Annotated in this window: 16 protein-coding genes; 5 read left to right on the plus strand and 11 right to left on the minus strand. The window is 73.1% G+C overall.

Annotated features, from left to right (window positions below; all coding sequences use genetic code 11):
• Positions 1–35 precede the first annotated feature (35 nt).
• The 6 genes from ACFC1R_RS21505 to ACFC1R_RS21530 form a co-directional block, all read right to left on the minus strand.
• Positions 36–611: a hypothetical protein gene (locus ACFC1R_RS21505; protein WP_375940875.1), complete on the minus strand. Its 576-nt coding sequence runs from the start codon at positions 609–611 to the stop codon at positions 36–38.
• Positions 608–1990 carry a hypothetical protein gene (locus ACFC1R_RS21510; RefSeq protein ID WP_375940877.1) on the minus strand — a complete coding sequence of 461 codons (1383 nt, stop codon included), beginning with the start codon at positions 1988–1990 and terminating at the stop codon, positions 608–610. Before ACFC1R_RS21510 ends, ACFC1R_RS21505 begins: the two co-directional genes overlap by 4 nt.
• Positions 1987–2793, minus strand: coding sequence for an ABC transporter ATP-binding protein (locus tag ACFC1R_RS21515; RefSeq protein WP_375940879.1), 807 nt, complete (start codon positions 2791–2793; stop codon positions 1987–1989). The genes ACFC1R_RS21510 and ACFC1R_RS21515 overlap by 4 nt, the downstream gene beginning before the upstream one ends.
• A 62-nt stretch (positions 2794–2855) precedes the next feature.
• Positions 2856–3671 (minus strand): zf-HC2 domain-containing protein, encoded by an 816-nt coding sequence (locus ACFC1R_RS21520; protein WP_375940881.1) that lies wholly within the window; start codon positions 3669–3671, stop codon positions 2856–2858.
• The gene (locus ACFC1R_RS21525) at positions 3668–4171 is read right to left on the minus strand and encodes an RNA polymerase sigma factor (protein WP_375940883.1); all 504 of its coding nucleotides are present in this window, start codon (positions 4169–4171) and stop codon (positions 3668–3670) included. The genes ACFC1R_RS21520 and ACFC1R_RS21525 overlap by 4 nt, the downstream gene beginning before the upstream one ends.
• A 424-nt stretch (positions 4172–4595) precedes the next feature.
• Positions 4596–5810, minus strand: coding sequence for a CopD family protein (locus ACFC1R_RS21530; RefSeq protein ID WP_375940885.1), 1215 nt, complete (start codon positions 5808–5810; stop codon positions 4596–4598).
• A 945-nt stretch (positions 5811–6755) separates the two neighbouring features.
• Here ACFC1R_RS21530 and ACFC1R_RS21535 point away from each other — a divergent pair.
• The 3 genes from ACFC1R_RS21535 (at position 6756) to ACFC1R_RS21545 (ending at position 10521) form a co-directional block, all read left to right on the plus strand.
• On the plus strand, positions 6756–7805 hold the full coding sequence (locus ACFC1R_RS21535) for a substrate-binding domain-containing protein (RefSeq protein WP_375940887.1): 1050 nt from the start codon (positions 6756–6758) through the stop codon (positions 7803–7805).
• A gap of 98 nt (positions 7806–7903) precedes the next feature.
• Entirely contained in the window at positions 7904–9484 is a 1581-nt protein-coding gene (locus ACFC1R_RS21540) for a sugar ABC transporter ATP-binding protein (RefSeq protein WP_375940889.1), read from the plus strand.
• On the plus strand, positions 9481–10521 hold the full coding sequence (locus ACFC1R_RS21545) for an ABC transporter permease (protein ID WP_375940891.1): 1041 nt from the start codon (positions 9481–9483) through the stop codon (positions 10519–10521). Before ACFC1R_RS21540 ends, ACFC1R_RS21545 begins: the two co-directional genes overlap by 4 nt.
• Before the next feature lie 446 nt (positions 10522–10967).
• On the opposite strand, the gene galK is transcribed toward ACFC1R_RS21545, so the two are convergent.
• The gene (galK, locus tag ACFC1R_RS21550) at positions 10968–12113 is read right to left on the minus strand and encodes a galactokinase (RefSeq protein WP_375940893.1); all 1146 of its coding nucleotides are present in this window, start codon (positions 12111–12113) and stop codon (positions 10968–10970) included.
• Between the two features lie 496 nt (positions 12114–12609).
• Here galK and galT point away from each other — a divergent pair, with 496 nt between their 5' ends.
• Positions 12610–13722 carry a galactose-1-phosphate uridylyltransferase gene (galT, locus tag ACFC1R_RS21555; RefSeq protein ID WP_375940895.1) on the plus strand — a complete coding sequence of 371 codons (1113 nt, stop codon included), beginning with the start codon at positions 12610–12612 and terminating at the stop codon, positions 13720–13722.
• Positions 13723–13872: 150 nt separating this feature from the next.
• Here galT and ACFC1R_RS21560 read toward each other — a convergent pair whose 3' ends face one another.
• From ACFC1R_RS21560 to ACFC1R_RS21575, 4 genes are all read right to left on the minus strand, one after another.
• Positions 13873–15207: a Dyp-type peroxidase gene (locus tag ACFC1R_RS21560; protein WP_375940897.1), complete on the minus strand. Its 1335-nt coding sequence runs from the start codon at positions 15205–15207 to the stop codon at positions 13873–13875.
• Positions 15208–15239: 32 nt separating this feature from the next.
• On the minus strand, positions 15240–16253 hold the full coding sequence (locus ACFC1R_RS21565; RefSeq protein WP_375940899.1) for a hypothetical protein: 1014 nt from the start codon (positions 16251–16253) through the stop codon (positions 15240–15242).
• Positions 16254–16325: 72 nt separating this feature from the next.
• Positions 16326–16859 (minus strand): hypothetical protein, encoded by a 534-nt coding sequence (locus ACFC1R_RS21570; protein WP_375940901.1) that lies wholly within the window; start codon positions 16857–16859, stop codon positions 16326–16328.
• A 118-nt stretch (positions 16860–16977) separates the two neighbouring features.
• Positions 16978–18051, minus strand: coding sequence for a hypothetical protein (locus ACFC1R_RS21575; protein ID WP_375940903.1), 1074 nt, complete (start codon positions 18049–18051; stop codon positions 16978–16980).
• A 200-nt stretch (positions 18052–18251) separates the two neighbouring features.
• On the opposite strand from ACFC1R_RS21575, the gene ACFC1R_RS21580 reads away from it, so the two are divergent.
• Positions 18252–18455: a hypothetical protein gene (locus ACFC1R_RS21580; RefSeq protein WP_375940905.1), complete on the plus strand. Its 204-nt coding sequence runs from the start codon at positions 18252–18254 to the stop codon at positions 18453–18455.
• Positions 18456–18486: the final 31 nt, after the last annotated feature.

The following is an 18486-nucleotide window of genomic DNA, read 5'->3' on the forward strand; positions in this document are numbered from 1 at the left end:
ATCGCGAACACCGGTCCGGGACGATGCGGCCGCCGCTAACGCCTCGGGCCCCCGACGGCGTAGACGGCGGTGCCGGTGACGGCCAGGACGAGGGCCGTCCAGGTGCCGGCGGCCGATCCGGGCGGCAGCACCATCCAGGTCAGCACCTGCGTGGCCGTGTTCGTCGCGGGCGGGAGGAGGAAGGAGAACGGCAGCCACCCGAACGGCAGGAGCCACGCGTACTGCCCCCCGAACCAGGCCGCCCCGATGGCGACGAGTCCCATCAGCCCCGCGCTGTTGCGCACGACGAAGGCGGGGGAGGCCGGCTGCCCGCCCGTCGTCTGCACCGCCAGCAGCGCCGCGCCGATGAGCACGCTGCCGAGCAGGACGTGCGCCGCCCTGCGGAGCATCCAGCGGATCGCGGCCGTCCGGTCCAACGCGAGGTCCTGCCCGCCGAGTCCGACCGAGACCGCCGTCGCCCCCGCGAAGAGGACGAGCGTGGACAGGTGCGGATCTCCCGGACCCCCGCCGAAGGCCCGGGCGAGCGCCCATGCCGCCACCGTGCTGATCACCACCACGGCGAGCGAGGCGGGCGCCTGCCGAGAGCGCGCGTACAGCGTCAGCCACCTCACCGGGACGCACCGCCAGTCAGCGCGGCGAGCGGGTCCGAGCAGGAGACCGCGGCGGCGTGCATGGCACTGATCCGCTGCCGCTGCTCCGGCAGCGGCAGCGCGATGAACCGCTCCCACACCGGGCGGGCCACGGTCAGGGCGTTCGCGGAGAACCCGCTCCCGTCGAGCGGCCGGAGGTCCCCGCCGAGGACCCAGGCGGCCCCGATGTCCCGTGCGGCTTCCTCCTGCGGCGAGCCGAATTCGGCGCCGTTGCGGGGGTGACACACCGGGGCCATGCCCTGGCCGACCAGGGCCCGGGTCAGTTGCTCGCCCTTGGCGGCGCCGATCACCGCGTCGTCGGGGTCGATGAGCACCAAGTCGCGCGACCGTTCCGACGCGGCGTCCAGAGCCCGCGGGACGGTGCTCTCGTGGATCGTGACGGGTGCCCGGTCGCCCAGGGCGCCGCGCAGCAGGCGCAGCGCCTCCTTGCCGGGACCCGCCACGTCGTCGAGCCGCGCCTGCCGGGCCGTCGTCACGCACACCGGGCCGTCGCACACCTGCGCCGCCGCGGCCCGGTCGACGACGTACGCGTCGCGGGGGTCCGCCGGGAACAGGAGCAGGGCGACGGCCCCGCCGGCCAGCAGGGGCGTGAGGGCGAGCAGCCGGGCCCGTGGCGTGGCGGCGGCCAGCAGTGCGAGGCCCGTCGCGGCCATGCCGAGCAGCCAGAGCGTCTGCCCGAGGTGCACGGGGACGGAGAGCGTGAGGAGCATCTGGCGCACCTCCGACGCCGCCGGTGACAGCAGCGAGAGACGGTTCGGCGCCGCGAACGAGGTCGGTACCGCGTCGTTCGCGCTCTGCCGCAGGAGGTTGACGAACAGGAAGGCGCCCACGGCCAGTGCGGGCGGGGTGAGGGCGGAGGGCAGGGCCCGCCCGACCCCCATGCCCAGTACGGCCCCGGCGGCCAGCGCGAGCGCCCCCACCAGCGAGACGGGCAGCCAGCCGACAGGGGTGTACGAGGTGTCGCCGGCGAGCACCTGCGCCGCGCCCTGGAGGACGAGCAGGGCGAAGGCCGAGACCAGCGTGAACGCCGTCGCGCCCGCCAGGGCGGCCGCGCGGTGCCGTGCGGGCCGCGGGGTGCTGGTCAGCAGTTCGGACATCTTCGAACGGGGGTCGCGCAGCCCCTGGAGCGCCCCGAGTCCCACGGCGAGCGGCCACAGGAAGACCAGCAGGTACCGGGTCCACAGGGCCATGGAGGTCCACTGGGCCGTCCACGGCGCGGTGCCCGTCCACCACGGTCCGGAGACGAGGTACAGGTACGCGAGCGCGATCGCCAGAATGACGGCGCCGGCCCACGGGGCGACGGACCGCTTCAGCTCGATGCGCAGGATCCGGAGGTTCACCAGGCGCCCCCCGTCCGTGCGGGGGCGGCCAGCAGCGCCGAGTAGCCGCGCTCCAGCGGACTGTCGCCCACGTGTTCCGGGCCGCCCGCCGCGGCCAGCTCGTCCGGGGTGCCCTGGAAGACCAGCCGGCCCTCGGCGAGGAGCACCACGTCGGTGCAGGCGGCGGCCACGTCCTCCACCAGATGGGTCGAGACGACCACGCAGGCGTCCGTCCCCAGCTCCTGGAGCAGTTCGCGGAAGCGCAGCCGCTGCGCCGGATCCAGGCCGACCGTCGGCTCGTCCAGCAGCAGGATCGTCGGGTCGTTGACGATGGCCTGGGCGATGCCGGCCCGCCGCACCATCCCGCCCGACAGGGCCTTCATCCGCTCGTCGGCGCGGTCCGCCAGGCCGACCCGCTCCACGGCGCGCTGCACCGCCGCGGGGATGTCCGCGCCGGGAACCTCCTTCAGCCATGCCATGTACTCGACGAACTCGCGCACGGTGAAGCGCTTGTAGTAGCCGAACTCCTGCGGCAGGTAGCCGATCCGGCGGCGCAGCGCGCGGTGCTCGCCCAGCCCGCCAGCGGACTCCCCGAGCAGCTCCAACTCGCCCGAGACGGGCCGCAGTACGGTGGCCAGCGCCCGGATGAGGGTGGTCTTGCCCGCCCCGTTCGGACCGAGCAGACCGTGCACGCCGGTGCCCAGGGACAGGTCGAGCCCGTCGACGGCCATCCGGTTCCGGCCGGCCCTGACCTTCAGTTCGGTCGCCCGAATCTCCCAGGCGTAGGCCGTGGGGGCGGTGTCGGCCCTGCTCACTACGGGCATCGTGCGCTTCCACTTCTCTCGGGGGTTCTCCCGGGGGCTCTGCCGGGGGTTCTGGCGGAGGCTCAACGGTGGGCTCCCAGCACGGTGTACGCGCCCCTGCGGGCGATCACGACGGCGACGCCGAGTGCGAGGATCAGCCCCCACACCGGCAGGCCGTCCGTCCGCAGGACCACGGCCGTACGGCTGGTGGCCAGCGTCGGCGCCGCCACCACCACGGCCCATGCGGCCACCAGGGCGACGGCGGCGCGGGTCACGCCGATCACCCCGCCGAGCGCCAGGGTCGTCGAGGTGAAGGCCAGGCAGGGCAGCAGCCACTGCACGGCCGTCACCCCCGTCGCCCATCCCCCCGCCAGCAGCGCGGGGATCACCACGGCGAGTACGGAGGCGGTGCGCCGCAGCACCAGCTGGAGCCCCGCCCTCGGGGTGGAGGCCGTCAGCTCGTACGCCGGGTCCAGGCCGCGCGACCACGAGGCCGCCACGCCGCACACGGGCAGGACGGGGGCGAGCAGCAGCACCAGGGACACCTGACCCGAGCCGGGTCCCAGCAGGTCCAGCAGCAGTGCGAGCAGCGTCACGGCCAGGACCGTGGCCAGCCACGGCGTCATGGCGGGCGTCGTCCACGCCGACAGCCGTGCCCGGAGCCGGCGCGGTGGCGCCGGGTCGGACAGGGGCAGTCGGTGTTCGAGATCGGACCAGACGGCCTCGGTCAGCGCCGCCACGCCGGGCGCCCCGGCCGTGACGGCGGCCGACAGCCGGTCACGGCAGACCCGGCACCCCTCCAGATGGGCCTCCAGGCCCCACACCTCGTCCGCGGCGAGGTCCGTGTCGCCGCGCGCGTAGCCGTTGATGAGCCGTACCGACGCGTGTTCCACGTTCATGCCAGCGCCTCCCGCATCGCGACCCGGGCCCGGCGGGCGCGGGTCTTGACCGTTCCCTCGGGCAGTCCGAGCAGAACGGCGGTCTCCCGGACGGACAGTCCGTCGAGCACCATGGCCTGCAGTACGTCCCGGAGCTCCGGCGCGAGGAGCCGCAGCGCGTCCCCGACGTCACCACCGACGGTGGCCACCAGGGCCTCCTCCTCGGCGGCGGGCGCCACGGGGTGCGGAGCGGCGGCGGGCGGCGGCTCCGCGTGGTGGGCCCTGCGCCGGAACGCGTCGACGAGGCGGCGGGCCGCGATCGTCCACAGCCAGCCGACGGCCGTTCCTCCGGTCCGGCTCCCGGCGAACGAGCCCGCCGCCCGCCACACCGCCAGATACGTCTCCTGCATGACCTCGGCGACGATCTGCTGGTCGGCGCAGCGGCGGTGCAGCCGCACCGCCAGCCACGGCGACGTGCGCCGGTACAGCTCCTCGAAGGCGGCCCGGTCGCCCCGGGCCACCCGTCGTAGGAGACGTTCCTCGTCCAGTTCCTGCGGCGCTGCCGCCCCAACCCGTTTCACACCTGCTAGACGCCCGGCCGGGGCGGCGGGTTTTCACCTGGGAGTGATACGGGTCACATTCGGAGCGGTGTCATGGCCGGGCGTCCTTCGGTTCCGTGTGCAGGGGTGGCCGGTCCTCGTCGCCGCCCAGGTCGGGGCCGGTGATCCGCCGGGCCCGGGAGGGCTCGGGAGGGCCGGTGGGAGGCCGGTGGGAGCGGGTCCGGCGGTGGATGCCCGGCTCGTCCGGCGTCCGGTTCGTCCGATGCCCGGCTGCTCCGGCGTCCGGCTCGTCTGCTCCGCCCGGGCCGGGAGCGTCTCGGCGGTGCGCTCCGGAGCCGGTGGTGTCACGGCCCTCGGGGCCCGGGCGGCAGCTCGACCGCTCGGATCAGTTCGGCAGGGGAGCGGAGGTCACGGCTGCCGTGCGGCGGCCGGCCAGCCGGCCGGAGAGCCGGTAGCCGCCGCCCATGAGGACGACCACGGCGACCGTCTCGGCCGTGCCCCAGACCCAGGTGTCCGTGCCGACCTGCTTCGGTGCGAGCTTCGGCAGCTTCTTCGCCGGGACGGCGGTGGCGGACTGCTCGGCCACCTGCGCCTGGTAGGCCTGGTTGCGGGCGGAGCCGTGCAGGAAGGGGGCCACGAACAGCAGCGCCATGCCGAGCAGGACCTCGACGGCGACCACCAGCGGGAACCTGCGGAGCAGCACGGTGACCAGCGGGCGCTGATCGCCTTCGTCGCGCGCCGCGTCGATCCGGGGGTGCAGCCAGAACTGGTTGAACATGCCGAGGAGCAGCAGGCCACCGAAGATGAGGATCTTCACGCCGAGCACGCGCCCGTACATGGTGGTGACCAGCTGGGTCAGGCCGTCCACGTGCTCCCAGTACAGGAACAGGCCGGAGAGGGTGATGGCCGCGACGCAGCCCGTGGCGCCGAGGGAGAAGCGGCGGATGGCCGTCGACCAGAAGGCGCGCCGCTCGGCCGCGGGTATCGCGCCGGGGGCGGCGAGCAGCAGCAGGCCTGCCAGGCCCCCGAGCCAGACGCCGCCTCCCAGCAGGTGCAGCATCCAGATCAGGGTCTCGAAGCCGGTGCGGCCCCAGTCGGCGGGCGTCTTGGTGGGGAACTTGGTGGAACCGAGCGCGACGGAGCCGGCCACCAGGCCGGCGCTCAGCAGCCAGGTGCGGGCTCGGCCGGCCGCGACCGGGCGGGCCGCGAGCGGAGCCACCAGGGCGGCGGCGACCAGGGCGAACGTGACCTCGATCCCGGACAGCCGGCCGGCGTTGCTGCCGTCGTAGAGGGAGTTCCACGCCGCCGTGTAGTCGTAACCGCCGCCGGCCGAAGCGTGGTGGGCCAGATCGGTGAGCACGGCGGGGAGTGCGAGGACACCGGCGACGGCGGCGGCCAGGGCGAGCCGGGCGGTGACCGCGGGAAGCGCGCTCGGTGCCGTGCGGACGGCGGCCGGGCCCGCGGACAGCAACGCGAGGGCGATCAGACCGACCAGGCCCATCAGGGTGACCCAGGTGCTCCAGGCCACGGCGCTGTCGACGAAGGGACCGAGGGGTGTCGAGGGTGCGGCCGCCGCCAAGGACGTCAGGGCAGGGGGCATCAAAGGCGAGGGCACGGTGGCCTTCCTCACTCGTACTCGTAGCGGGGGAAACAGCTGGCTTAGGCTAGCCATACCTAAGTAGTGGCGCAACCATGCGGGAGGCGTTCCTGACGCCCGCCGTGGCGGTCGTGGGCGGGCTCGGTCGCGGCGTCGGAGGTGTGCCGGGTGCGGAGGGCGCTCGTTCGTATCCGCCCACGTCGGCGGTGTGGCCGGGCGCGGCGACGGGGTGGACGCCGACCGGCGCTTCCCCGGTGTGGATGCCGGAGTCCCGTGCGGCGGGCGCGGTCCAGTGGGACGCCGCCAGGTGCCCGGGTCGGATCGGGCCGGGTGGCCGGGTGTCGGGTCGGCGCCCGTGGCCGTTGTGGCGCGGGACCCGCCGGAGCGTCGGGCGGGAACCTGGACCCAACTTCGAACATTAATCAACAACTTCGCATCCAACTGAACGTCAGCGGCCACGGGGTCGTGGTCGGCGTGCGGGGTCGGACGTTGCGCCGAGCTCGGGGGCCGGGTGCGGTGGTCGTCGGCGCGTTCTCACGTCGGCTGTTGATGCCACGGACTGTTGACGCCGTTTCGGCTCCGCCCGCACCTCTCCGGGACGGCGCCCGGACGGGCGGCGGGGCGAGTCGAGCGCTCCGTCCGGACCCGCCGTGACCAGGTCGGCTGCCGGGTCGCCGTCGAGCGTGCTGCCGGCTCGACCTGCACCTCAGGGGGTCCGCGCCGGCCCTGCGCGGGGGCGCCGATTCCCGTCCGCGCCAACTTCCGTGTCCGTGGCGGGCCCTGAGTAGGCGTAACGAGACGGTTTCGAAACCGCCCAGTTGGGATCCAGAGCTTGACTCGGATCTGAACTGGGCGTTTCCTTTTGCTTCATCGCGTTTGATCGCGATGCTTTCTGATCGGTTGTGTTGCTTCTAGCCGGTCGGTCCACCACCCTCAGGAGCCCCCAGCATGCACCCCTCCCTCCGTAGCCGCCTGGCCCCGACCGCCGCGTTGGGCCTGGCCACCGTCCTCGGCCTGACCGCGTGTTCGACCGGACAGACGTCCTCGTCCGGCGCCGATGCTTCGGTGGCGCCGGTGTCCGGCAAGGTCTCGATCACCTACCTGCAGAAGCAGGGCGACCAGCAGTACTTCGTGGACGAGGCCGCGGGGGCGAAGGCCAAGGCGGCCGAGCTGGGTGCCGACCTGAAGGTCGTGGACCTCGGCAGCGACGCGAACAAGACGGTCAGTGAGGTGCAGTCCGCGATCGCACAGAAGAGCAACGGTCTGATCATCGTGGTGCCGGACCCGGCGGTCGGCCCGCAGGTGGTCCAGACGGCCCGGGACGCCAAGGCCGCGCTGCTCACCTCGGACGACCAGGTCTGCGCGAGCGGTCCGTCCCCGGCGCAGTGCGCCGCGGGCGACCTGGTGCCCAGGATCGGCTTCTCCGGCCAGCAGATGGGCCAGCAGGTCGGCCAGCGCGCCGCAGAGGAGTTCAAGAAGGCCGGCTGGAACCCGGCGGACACCCGGATCATCTCCGCGTGGAAGCAGGACGTCACCGTCTGCGGTGACCGGGTCAAGGCCGCCAAGGACGCCTTCGACCAGGCAGTGCCGGGCGTGCGGAACATCGACGTCGCGACCGACAACACCCCGACCGGCGCGCAGGACAAGGTCGCCGCCACCATCACCGCCAACCCTGGGGTCAAGCACTGGGTGGCATGGGGCTGCAACGACGAGAACGTCCAGGGTGCCGTCACCGCCCTGCAGAACGCCGGGGTGAGCCCGGACGACATCGACGGCGTCGGCCTGGGCGCCTACCTGGCGTGCAAGGACTGGGCCTCCGGCAAGCCGTCCGGCATGAAGGCCGCCCTGTTCATCAACGGCAAGGACGTCGGCGCCCTCGCGGTGCAGACCATGGTCGACAAGCTCAAGAACGGCAAGGACTTCCCCAAGGAGGCCTTCGCCCCGACCAAGATGGTCGACGCCACCACCTGGCAGTCCGCGGGCGTGTCCTGCAGCTGACACCGCGTCGAACCGCCGGTGCGGCAGGCGGGCAGCGAGCCGCCGCACCGGCTCCCGCTCCTGAATCCCTTACGCACCGCACCGCCAACGAGGCCCCGATGACCCCACCCGAACCCCCGCCCACCCCGCCACCCGGCGCCGCACCCGGCCTGAGCGCCGAGGGCGTGTCCAAGCGCTTCGGCACCGTCCGGGCACTGGAGGACGTCACCCTCTCCTTCCCGCCCGGGCAGGTCACCGCCCTGATGGGCGAGAACGGCGCCGGCAAGTCCACCCTGCTGCGCATCCTCACCGGCGACCACCGCCCCACCGAGGGCCGGGTCCTGCTGGACGGCCGACCCGTCGACCTGAACTCCCCGCAGGACGCCCGCCGCGCCGGGATCCGGATCATCCCGCAGGAACCCGAGATCATCCCGCACGTCCCGGTCGCCGAGAACGTCTACGCGGGCTCGCTGCCCCGCACCGGACTGCGCCGCCTGGACCGTGCCGAACTGCGCCGCCGCATCACCGACGACCTGCACCGCCTCGGCTTCGACAAGGTCCTCGACCCCGATCTGCTCGGCTCCCAACTCACCGCCGCCCAGCGCCAGCTGGTCGAGATCCTGCGGGCCCTGACCGGGCAGGTCACGCCGCGGGCGATCGCCTTCGACGAGCCGACCTCCTCGCTCTCCGAGCACGAGGTCGAGGCCCTGTTCGCCCTGATCCGGCGGCTGCGCGACGAAGGCATCGCCGTCATCTACGTCTCCCACCGGATGAAGGAGATCTTCCAACTCGCCGACCGCATCGCCGTGCTGCGCGACGGCCGGGTCGCGGGGGTCGTCTGGGCCGATGACACGGACGAGAGCGAGCTCGTGCGGCTCATGGTCGGCCGTGACCTGTCCTCGCTGTTCGTCCGCGGGCAGGTCGCCACCGACCGCGTCGTCCTGGACGTCAAGGGCCTCACCACCGACGACGTGCGCGACGTCGACCTGCAGGTCCGGGCCGGCGAGGTCGTCGCCCTGGCCGGCCTGATCGGCGCCGGACGCTCCGAACTCGCCCTCGCCCTGGCCGGCGACGCCCCGATCCGCTCCGGCACCGTCACGCTCAACGACGAGGTCCTGCGGCTGAAGAACCCGCGCGCCGCCATCACCGCCGGGATCGGCCTGGCCCCCGAGGAGCGCAAGGCCCAGGCCCTGTTCCTGCAGCGCACGATCCGCGACAACACCTCGCTCGTCAGCCTGCGCCGACTCAGCCGCTGGCGGTTCGTCAAGCACCGCCAGGAGAAGGCCCTCGCCCAGGAGTACGCCGACCGGCTGCGGGTGCGCGCCCCCTCCATCGAGGCAGAGGTCCGCACCCTGTCCGGCGGCAACCAGCAGAAGGTCGTCCTGGCCCGCTGGCTCGCCCGCAAGCCCGACCTGCTGATCCTCGACGAACCCACCCGCGGCGTCGACATCGGAGCCAAGGCCGAGATCTACCAGATCATCGCCGACCTCGCCCGCCAGGGCACCGCCATCCTGGTCATCTCCTCCGAACTGCCCGAAGTCCTCGGCCTCGCCGACCGGATCGTGGTGATGCAGAACGGCCACACCACCGGCGAACTCACCCGCGACCAGGCGACGGAAGAGGCCGTCCTCGCCCTCGCCATGGCCGACGACCTCGCCACCGGCACCACCGCCCACGCCCCGACCGGAGACACCCGATGACCACCACCACACCCCCGACCGCCCAACTGCCGGACACCGGGGCCCGGCCCGTCCGGCCCGGCGGCCCGCGCGCCCTGCTCACCGCGATCGGCGGGCAGAACCTCAGCCTCATCGGCGCCCTCATCGCCGTCGTAGCCCTCTTCGGCACCCTCAACCCCAACTTCGTCAGCTGGGACAACATCCAGGTCATCGCCGAAGCCGCCACCATCTCCGGCCTGCTGGCCGTCGTCCAGACCGTCGTCATCATCTGCGGCGGCCTCGACATCTCCGTCGGCTCCCAGGCCGGACTCGCCTCCGTCACCAGCGCCATGGTCTTCACCTCCACCGGCGCCAACCCCTACCTCGGCATCGGCGCCGCCCTCGGCATCGGCGCCGCCATCGGCCTGTTCAACGGGACCGTCATCATCTACGGCCGGGTCAACCCGACCATCGCCACCCTCGCCGGACTGGCCGCCTACAAGGGCGCCGCCCAGCTCGTCTCCGACGGCCGCGCCCAGGGCTACGTGCTCAACGACCCGGTCTTCGTCTTCCTCAGCCGGGGCAAGATCGCCGGCCTGCCCACCATGGTCTGGCTGCTCATCCTCACCGCGGCCGCCGTCCACGCCCTGCTCACGTACACCGACATCGGCCGCAACATCTACGCCATCGGCGGCAACGACACCGCCGCCCGCCTCGCCGGCATCAACCTCAACAAGTACCTCATCGCCGCCTACGCCCTCTCCGGCACCGTCGCCGCCCTCGCCGGCACCCTCCTCACCGCCCGCACCGGCAGCGGCCAGCCCGTCTCCGGCAGCGAGGGCCTGGAGCTCCAGTCGATCACCGCCGCCGCCCTCGGCGGCTGCGCCCTCAAGGGCGGCAAGGGAAGCATCGGCGGCACCCTGCTCGCCGTCGCGCTGCTCGGCGCACTGCAGAACGGCCTCACCGTCCAGGGCATCAACGCCTTCTGGCAGAACGTCGCCCAGGGCACCCTCCTGGTCGCCGCCGTCATCATCCAGCAGCGCCGCAACCGCGAACGCGCGGTCGGACTCCCCGCCTGACGGCAGTCCCTGGGAGGAGGCGCACCACCCGGCCGGCCCCGCCGGACCCGCCCCTTCGGGCGCATGCCGCAGGGAAGGCGGCCTCCGTACCCGACCTGCGGAACGGCCGACTGACCCCTGGGTGGGGCGTTCCGATGGCACGGCACCTCGCCGGCACCCGCCCGGCCGAGACCGGCACCCGCGCGGCCGAGACCGGCACCCGCCCGGCCGAGGCGTGACCGGACCGCCCGTGCCCCCGATCGCCTCCGCCCGCCGTACGGTCGTGGTCGCGGGCCCCACCACGTGGGGGCGTCGGGCTGAGCAGCTCCGCGGCCCTGGCGGAGGCCGACCGTCCCGTCACCGACGACGCCCTCCCGGGGACGGCCCGCGACGTGCTCGCCGACGCGGTCGGCGGGCACGTCGTCGTCCCGGCCGCCGGTCGAGCCGGCGGCTCCGGAACGGACCGGTCAGGCCAGCCGACGGACGCCCGCCGAGGGCACGGCGGTGAACACGACCGGTGCGGCGAAGCCCGCCGACCGGAAGGCCGCCCGCACCGCGTCCGAGACCCCCGCCAGGCGTGCGGCCTCGACCAGCGCGATGACGGACCCGCCGAACCCGCCGCCGGTCATCCGCGCGCCCAGTGCCCCGGCGGCGACGGCGGTTTCGACCGCGAGGTCCGTCTCGGGGCAGGAGACCTGGTAGTCCTCGCGCAGCGAGGCGTGTCCGGCCGTCAGGACCGGCCCCAGTGCGGCGATCTCGCCGCGGACCAGGTGGTCGACGGTCTCGGTGACGCGCTGGTTCTCGGTCACCACGTGCCGTACCAGCGGCCCGAGTTCGCCGGGAAGCCGGTCCACGGCCGCAGCGAGGTCGGCGGGCCCGAGATCGCGCAGCGCGGGCAGGCCGAGCAGGCCGGCGGCGCGCTCGCAGCCGGCCCGCAGGGTGGCGTAGGCGCCGTCGCCGAGGTCGTGCTTGACCCGGGTGTCGATCACCAGCAGCCGGAGCCCGGCCGCCGCCAGGTCGAGCGGCACGTGCCGCTGCTCCAGGGTCCGGGTGTCGAGGAACAGGGCGGAACCGCCGGTACAGCAGGCGGAGGCCATCTGGTCCATCGCGCCGCACGGCACGCCGACGAAGGCGTTCTCGGCCCGTTGGGCGATCAGGGCGAGTTCCGGCGCGGACAGGCCCAACCCGTACAGGTCGTTGAGGGCGGCCGCCGTCGCGCACTCCAGGGCGGCGGAGGAGGAGAGTCCGGCTCCGGCCGGCACGTCGCTGGAGACGGACAGATCGGCTCCGCCGACCGGGTGGCCCGCCTCGGCGAGCGCCCAGAAGACACCGGCCGGGTAGCCGGCCCAGCCGGCGGTGACGCCGGGCGCCAGACCGTCGAGCGGAAGGTCGGTGATCGTGCCGTCGCCCTGGGCGCTGTACAGCCGCAGCCGTCCGTCCTCCCTGCGCCGGGCGGCCACCCGGGTCGTCTGCGGGAGGGCGATGGGCAGCACGAACCCGGCGTTGTAGTCGGTGTGTTCGCCGATCAGGTTGACGCGCCCGGGGGCGGCCCACACGCCGGTCGGCCGTCCGCCGTGGACGGCCTCGAAGTCGGTGGCGGCCTCGTCGATCATCTGCTCAGCTCCAGTGCATCGGGGAAGGTACGGCACACTCTCCCGGCCGGCGTTCGCAGCACGCCGCCGCGGACCGTCCCCTGGGGGCTGCCCGTCGTGCGGAAGCCGCGTGCTGGTTCCCGCTGAGGGATTTCCATCGGCGAGTGAGGGTCAATTCCGACACAATCAAACATGATTGGGCCTCATGGTCAACACCTGCGGGGCTCACGCCCGGTCGGGTCGAAAGAGGTGACGCCGGGAGACCGCCGACGAGCGGCACGGTTGTTGACAAGCGGGAGTATATGTTTGATTCTGTTGGAGCTCGGTATCTGCTGGGGAGTTGAGGGTCAGTCAGTAGGGCCGGCAGGCGGACCACGGACAGCCCGCCCGTGTCGGGAAGCCACGTTCCTGCCGCCCGTGGCGCGTTCGGCCGGGCTCGACGCAGGTCCTGCGCGGCCTGCGGTACGCCCCAGGCCGTGAACAGCCGGGCCGATGTCCCACGTGAAGGAGTACAGCGGTGCACAAGACCGCCACCAAGTTGGCCGACGGCCGCGAACTCGTCTACTACGACCGGGATCCGGGAACGGTTCGCGACGTCGTGGACGAGCGGCCGCTGGAGCCCGCCGCGAGCTTCTCCGAGACCCGGCTCGACCCGGTGCTCGGCGACTGGGTGACGGTGGCCGCGCACCGCCAGCAGCGGACCTACCACCCGCCGGCCGGCGAGTGCCCGCTGTGCCCCTCACGCGACGGGCGGCTCAGCGAGATCCCTGCGGCCGACTACGAGGTCGCGGTGTTCGAGAACCGCTTCCCCTCGCTCGCCGCGAACTCGGCCGAGCACGTGGTGGCCCAGGACGGCCCGCTGCACACCCTCCGGCCGGGAGCCGGCCGCTGCGAGGTGGTCTGCTTCACCTCCGACCACGACGCCTCCTTCGCGGACCTGGACGAGGCCAAGGCGCGCCTGGTGCTGGACGCCTGGACCGACCGCACGGCGAAACTGTCCGCCCTGCCCGGGGTGCGGCAGGTGTACTGCTTCGAGAACCGCGGCGAGGAGATCGGCGTCACGCTGGCCCACCCGCACGGGCAGATCTACGCCTTCCCCTTCGTGGCCTCCCGTACCGCCAGGATGATCGCCCGGGCCGAGGCACACCGCGCGCGCACCGGACGGAACCTCTTCGAGGACCTGCTCGCCGCCGAGCAGGAGACCCCCGAGCGGCTGGTGCTCCGGGGCGAGCACTGGACCGCCTTCGTGCCGTTCGCCGCGCGCTGGCCCTACGAGGTCCACCTCTACCCCAGACGCCGGGTTCCCGACCTCACCGCGCTGAACGAGGCGGAACGCGCCGAGTTCCCCGGCCTCTACCTGGACCTGCTGCGCCGCTTCGACCGCCTCTTCCCGTCACCCGACGGCTCCGCCCCGAACCGGACCCCGTACATCGCGGCCTGGCACCAGGCGCCCAGGACCGGCGGTACCGAACTCGCGCTGCACCTCGAGCTGTTCACCGTCCGGCGAGCCCCGGGCAGGCTCAAGTACTTGGCCGGCGTGGAATCCGGGCTCGACGCCTTCGTCACCGACGTGAGCCCCGAGGCCGCTGCCGAGCGAATCCGCAGCGCCGCACCCGGCGGAAGGGTCTGATCCGGGGAGCACGCCGGACGGGCGGCCCGCGGTACCTCTGCCGGGCCCGACCGGCGTGCTCCCCGGATCGAGGCGTCGAGGAGGCCGTCCGCCCCGGTGCGGGCACGGTGACCGCTGACACCCGGTGCGGCCGGCCGCCCGGCCGTGCGGTCAGTCCCTGAGCTCCCCGAGCCAGCGCAGGGCACGCAGGCCCGGCAGGAAGCAGTACTCGCCGCCGCGCGTGACGACGAACCGGGGCAGCGGGGGCAGGCGCCGTCGCACCGGCCGCCGGGGAACGGTGAAGCCGCCGGTGCCGTCGTGAGAGCCGGTGAGCGGGTCCTTGGCGCTGCCCGCGCCGAAGAAGACGCCGTCGTTCAGCCACTCGGACTGGACGAATTCGAACTGCCGCCCGAGGTGGGCCCCGATGAACGCGAACACGAGGCCGCGGTCCGCCCCGTCGTCCACCAGGGCGCCCTCGGGCAGCGGCGGGCCGTAGACGGCGCCGCGTCTGATCATGCGGTGCAGACGCACTTCCCCCGCCACCGACGCGTCACGGGGGTTGGCGCGGCGGATGTGGCACCCGCCGGGGGTGGCGAACCCGGTCGGATCGTCCTCCTGGTACAGGAAGGTGTTCCGGCGCTGTGCGTCGGCGCCCAGAGCGGGGTCGTCCCGGTGCGGGCTGAGCGCCAGCGGTGCTCCGCTGCGCCAGCGCCCCATGATCTTGGCAGCCAGCAGTTCCTCGTCCTCGGGGCCGGTGGCGCTGTCCCGCAGGTAGCGCCGGAACGCGGCGACGTCCTGGTGGAGTTTGCGGAAGACCGCGTAGCTGCCGTTGCGTCCCAGCGCCTCCGGTTGCGGGGTCTGGACGCCGCCGATCTCGTCCCGGTAGCCGAGCACGAACTCGCCGGCCTTCAGGGGGAGTTCCAGCCGGTTGGACCCGGCGATGCCGCTGCCCTCGACGGCGGGGTGGCTGACGCCGTCGCGGTAGCCGAAGTGCTCGGTCTCGGTGGGCAGCGCGTAGCAGTCCTGCCGCCAGATCGCCGTCACACCGGGAAGGCGGTGGTAGGCGGGGCGGGCCCGGTCGAGGGCCTGGGCCAGCCGAGGGGCGTCGGGTGCGACGGCGGTGAGGACCACGTGGACGTCCGGCGTGCCCAGCGGTGCCTCCCAGTGCTCGGGGCCGCTCTCGCCGACGTCGCCCAGCGCCCTGGCCCGGGCGGCCATCCCCTGCCGGAACTCCCAGGCGAACGTCTCCAGCGACGTGTTCGGCACGCCCAGCGCCGCCAGTCCGTGACAGGTGACCGCGACGCTCACCCACGTCTCCCCGGGGGGACCGGCCGAGTCGGCGGCGGAGGTCGCCACCGCGCTCGCGCGCCGCATCAGCTCCCGTCCGGCCGCCCGGTCGTCGATGCGGAACACGAGGTAGGTCGCCGCGTACGGGGTCGGTCGAGGGCTGAGGACCCCGCGCTGGATGTCGTCGAGCTCCAGCGCGGCCCGTGGGTGTCCGCTCACGCCCGTCGCCTCCCTGCGGCTCTCCCGGGGCGTCACTTCGTGACCAGGTTCCGCCAGAAGGTGCGCAGACTCTCGTCGCCGCCGAACAGCGAACTGAAGATCGTGGAGTCCGCCAGCAGCACGTCGCCGGCCCGCTCACCTCCTGGGGGCATCCACAGGAACATGTTGAACTCGGTGTTGCCGGCCTCGGTGAACGGATGCGGACTGGAGGTGTCGATCGGCTGCCTGGCCAGCACGTGAACGACGTCGGGCGCGTCCGTCGTCACGGCGTAGTGCGGCAGGTGCAGGTGGAAGTTGAAGTTCGTCACCCCCTCCAGCCACCCCCTCGCATCCAGGTCCCGGACCGTGGACAGCGGGGCGATCCGGTTCGGCTCCCGCACGGCGGGACGCAGTCCGTAGCGGTTCTCGACCGGTACCCCGAGGCCCTGCATCAGGCTCCGGACGTGGGTGGCGAACCGCTGCTGCCGGGGGACCAGGGGATCGCCGTGATGGTGGTACTCCATGTCCCGCACCGCGAGATCGTCCGATGCCCCGACGTCGTGGTGCGGACCGAGGACCAGGCAGGTGCCCTCCCGGCCGAGGAAGGCCCGCAGCGCCTCGACCTCCCCGGGCTCGGCCTGCTGCCCGGTGACCATGTGGTCCAGCCCGAACACGAACAGGGTGTCGGTGTCGGCCAGCACCCGCTCGTCGAGCGGGGTGCGGAAACCGGCCTGGTCGATGCGCTGGTACACCGGGACAGGATGTCCGGTGAGCTCCCCGGTGAACTGCTGGAACGGCACCCAGGCCCAGAAGAACAACTCCAGTGAACCCGCGATGCCCTGCTGGAACTGCAGCGGGTCGGACCACTTCGGGTCCTCGTAGGCGGGCCAGGCCACCCGCCGGACCTCGGTCAGGGTGGAGAACCGGTTGTCCAGCTCGGCGGGGTTCCGGCCGGCCTCGGCCGGATAGCTCCACGAGACGTAGATGCTCACCCGCCGCCGGCCAGGGGTGTACGCGCGCGGCGTGTGGTTCTGGTTGTAGGTGCGTGCGGTCCTGACCTCGCTCATCTCGCCTCCGATCGACAGCGGGACCCGCGCGTCGGCCTGCCGTCACGGCAGCCGCCGACGGCCACCGGGCACTCACTGCAACTGGTCGAGCATCTCCGACAGGGCGTTCTTGATCCGCAGAGCCTTCTTGATCTCGTCGGCGCTGACGAACGGGTACTCCCCGTACTCGATGAAGCTCGGGCAGTGGTGGTCGCGTACGAACCTGACGAACGCCTCGGGGTTGGTCCGCCAGTCCTCGGGGAACCCTTCGAGGTTCTCGAACGCCGTGCTCACCCCCGCCCTGGTGAACAGCGCGATGGCGTCTTCGGTGTACTTGTCGAAGTCGGTGTCGAAGATCCCCTGGTACATGAAGCGCGTGTCGTCGTCGAAGAGCACCCAGCGCAGGTAGTGCAGCTTCAACGGTGCGAGCAGGTAGGGATCGTTCTCCAGCGCCTCGGCCAGGGCGTGGCCGTACTCCCGCATCGCCCCGGCCCGGCCCGCCTTCACCTGCGCGACGATGGTGAACCCGTAACAGGCCGGTGTCCTGGGGAAGACGGGGCCGTACTTCCCCTGTTCGAGATGGTCGGTCTCCTTGGGGATGACGGCCGCCTGCGGCTTGATCTCCATCTTCGCTCCTCCCACCCCCCCACCGGCCGGGAACACTCCTGCTCAGCATCCCACGCGGCCCCGCCGTCCGCCTTCGAGCTGTCGACGGGCGCGGGCCGGGCTACCGCGGTCGGCCGGTCTACCGGTCAGGTTCGGAAGCCACCGGGTTCGGACCGGTGAGACCGGCCCGTTCGGCCAGGACGCCGCCCTGGAAGCGGCTGTCCGCGCGCAGGCTCACCAGGACCTCCGCGATGTGCCGACGGCAGGTGCGCAGTGACATGCCGAGGCGCCGCGCGATGACCTCGTCCTTGGCCCCCTCCGCGAGCATCCCGACCAGGGCCCGGCGCAGGCTGTCGGCGACGTCCTTGTAGGCGGCCCCGCTGCACCCGGTGAACGGGGTGCCGGCGGCCCAGGCCTGGTCGAACACCCGGCACAGGTACGCGACGATGTCCGGGTCGCGGATCAGCACCGCGCCCTGGCCCGGGCCGCCCTCGCCGGAGCCGGCCTCGCCCGGGCAGCCCTCGGCCCGGCGGGGGAGGAAGGCGACCGCCCGGTCGAAGACCACGGCCCGGTCGGGGAGTTCGGGAGCCGTGCGGTACTCGGCCCCGGCCGCGGTGAGCGTCTCCACGTACCCCTGGGTCGCCAGGCTGCTGCGCGCCGAGTGCTGGTACAGGGTCCTCATCCGTACGCCGCGGTTCAGCATGGCGAGATCGCGGTCGACCGCGTCGGCCAGCTGTCCGGGTTGCCGGCCGCCCCCCGGCTGGATGGTGAACACCTCTTCGCGGCACCTGGCCGCCTCCTCGGTGAGCATGGCGGAAACCGTGAGCAGGTCCGGCAGCAGATCGCCGCCCCGGCGGCCGTGCTCACGCCGGGAGGAGCGGTACTTCGGCATCAGGGCGTGCAACTCGTCCCTGATGGAGCGCGCCTGGATGCTCGCCTCCGCGATCCGGGCCTCCAGCGGGCCGAGCACCTCGGCCGCCGCCACCTCGGGGCTGGTGGGGATGAGCAGATCGGAGCGGTCGGGCGCGGGCCGGAGCAGTCGCAGGCCGCGCAGCACCTCGCAGGCGCGGTCCAGTTGATCGGCGGTCAGCCCGGCGAGCTCGGGGCTCCCGGTCCGGGGGGCGAGGCTTCCGTGGGTCAGCACGTGGTCGAACACGGCCTTCGCCGCCTCGTCCAGCATCGGCAGTTCTCGGATGTCTGTACCTATTTGCACCCTTCCCCCTCTGTTTGCGACCGTCGGACTTTCGTGCCATGCACACTGTTGCCAGCCCCAGGTGCTGGACCGGGAAGCCACGCCGGGGTGGACTGTGCGTGTCCGGAGAGAGCACGGTCTCCCGCCCTCCGGGACCACCGGTCGGCAGGTGAACCCGCCGCCGAAGCCCTAGTTCGACGTTGAACCACAGGAGCTGGCCCATGCCCACGATCCTCCGTCGCAGCTGTACGCAGATCACCCTCGCCGCCGTGCTGATCCCGGTCGGTGCCCTTGTCACCACCTATGACGGACGGCTCTCCGGTTCGGTTACCGCTGCACGGCCCGCACGTGTGCACCACGTGGTCGTCGACGGCGCCGACACCAGCTGGGGCGACTCCCTCCCGCCGGGCCGCAACACCCACTGACCCCGCCCGTGCCGCCACCGCGGCACCTGCC

Origin of the sequence: Kitasatospora sp. NPDC056138, from assembly GCF_042264695.1 — a bacterium.
GTDB lineage: Bacteria > Actinomycetota > Actinomycetes > Streptomycetales > Streptomycetaceae > Kitasatospora.

What these genes read in the sequence shown, in the direction of transcription:
- ACFC1R_RS21520 (WP_375940881.1), bottom strand. Translation starts at nt 3,671, where the DNA reads ATGAACGTGGAACACGCGTCGGTACGGCTCATCAACGGCTACGCGCGC.
- ACFC1R_RS21570 (WP_375940901.1), bottom strand. Translation starts at nt 16,859, where the DNA reads ATGGAGATCAAGCCGCAGGCGGCCGTCATCCCCAAGGAGACCGACCAT.
- ACFC1R_RS21565 (WP_375940899.1), bottom strand. Translation starts at nt 16,253, where the DNA reads ATGAGCGAGGTCAGGACCGCACGCACCTACAACCAGAACCACACGCCG.
- ACFC1R_RS21535 (WP_375940887.1), top strand. Translation starts at nt 6,756, where the DNA reads ATGCACCCCTCCCTCCGTAGCCGCCTGGCCCCGACCGCCGCGTTGGGC.
- galK (WP_375940893.1), bottom strand. Translation starts at nt 12,113, where the DNA reads ATGATCGACGAGGCCGCCACCGACTTCGAGGCCGTCCACGGCGGACGG.
- ACFC1R_RS21515 (WP_375940879.1), bottom strand. Translation starts at nt 2,793, where the DNA reads ATGCCCGTAGTGAGCAGGGCCGACACCGCCCCCACGGCCTACGCCTGG.
- ACFC1R_RS21540 (WP_375940889.1), top strand. Translation starts at nt 7,904, where the DNA reads ATGACCCCACCCGAACCCCCGCCCACCCCGCCACCCGGCGCCGCACCC.
- ACFC1R_RS21545 (WP_375940891.1), top strand. Translation starts at nt 9,481, where the DNA reads ATGACCACCACCACACCCCCGACCGCCCAACTGCCGGACACCGGGGCC.
- ACFC1R_RS21530 (WP_375940885.1), bottom strand. Translation starts at nt 5,810, where the DNA reads ATGCCCCCTGCCCTGACGTCCTTGGCGGCGGCCGCACCCTCGACACCC.
- ACFC1R_RS21580 (WP_375940905.1), top strand. Translation starts at nt 18,252, where the DNA reads ATGCCCACGATCCTCCGTCGCAGCTGTACGCAGATCACCCTCGCCGCC.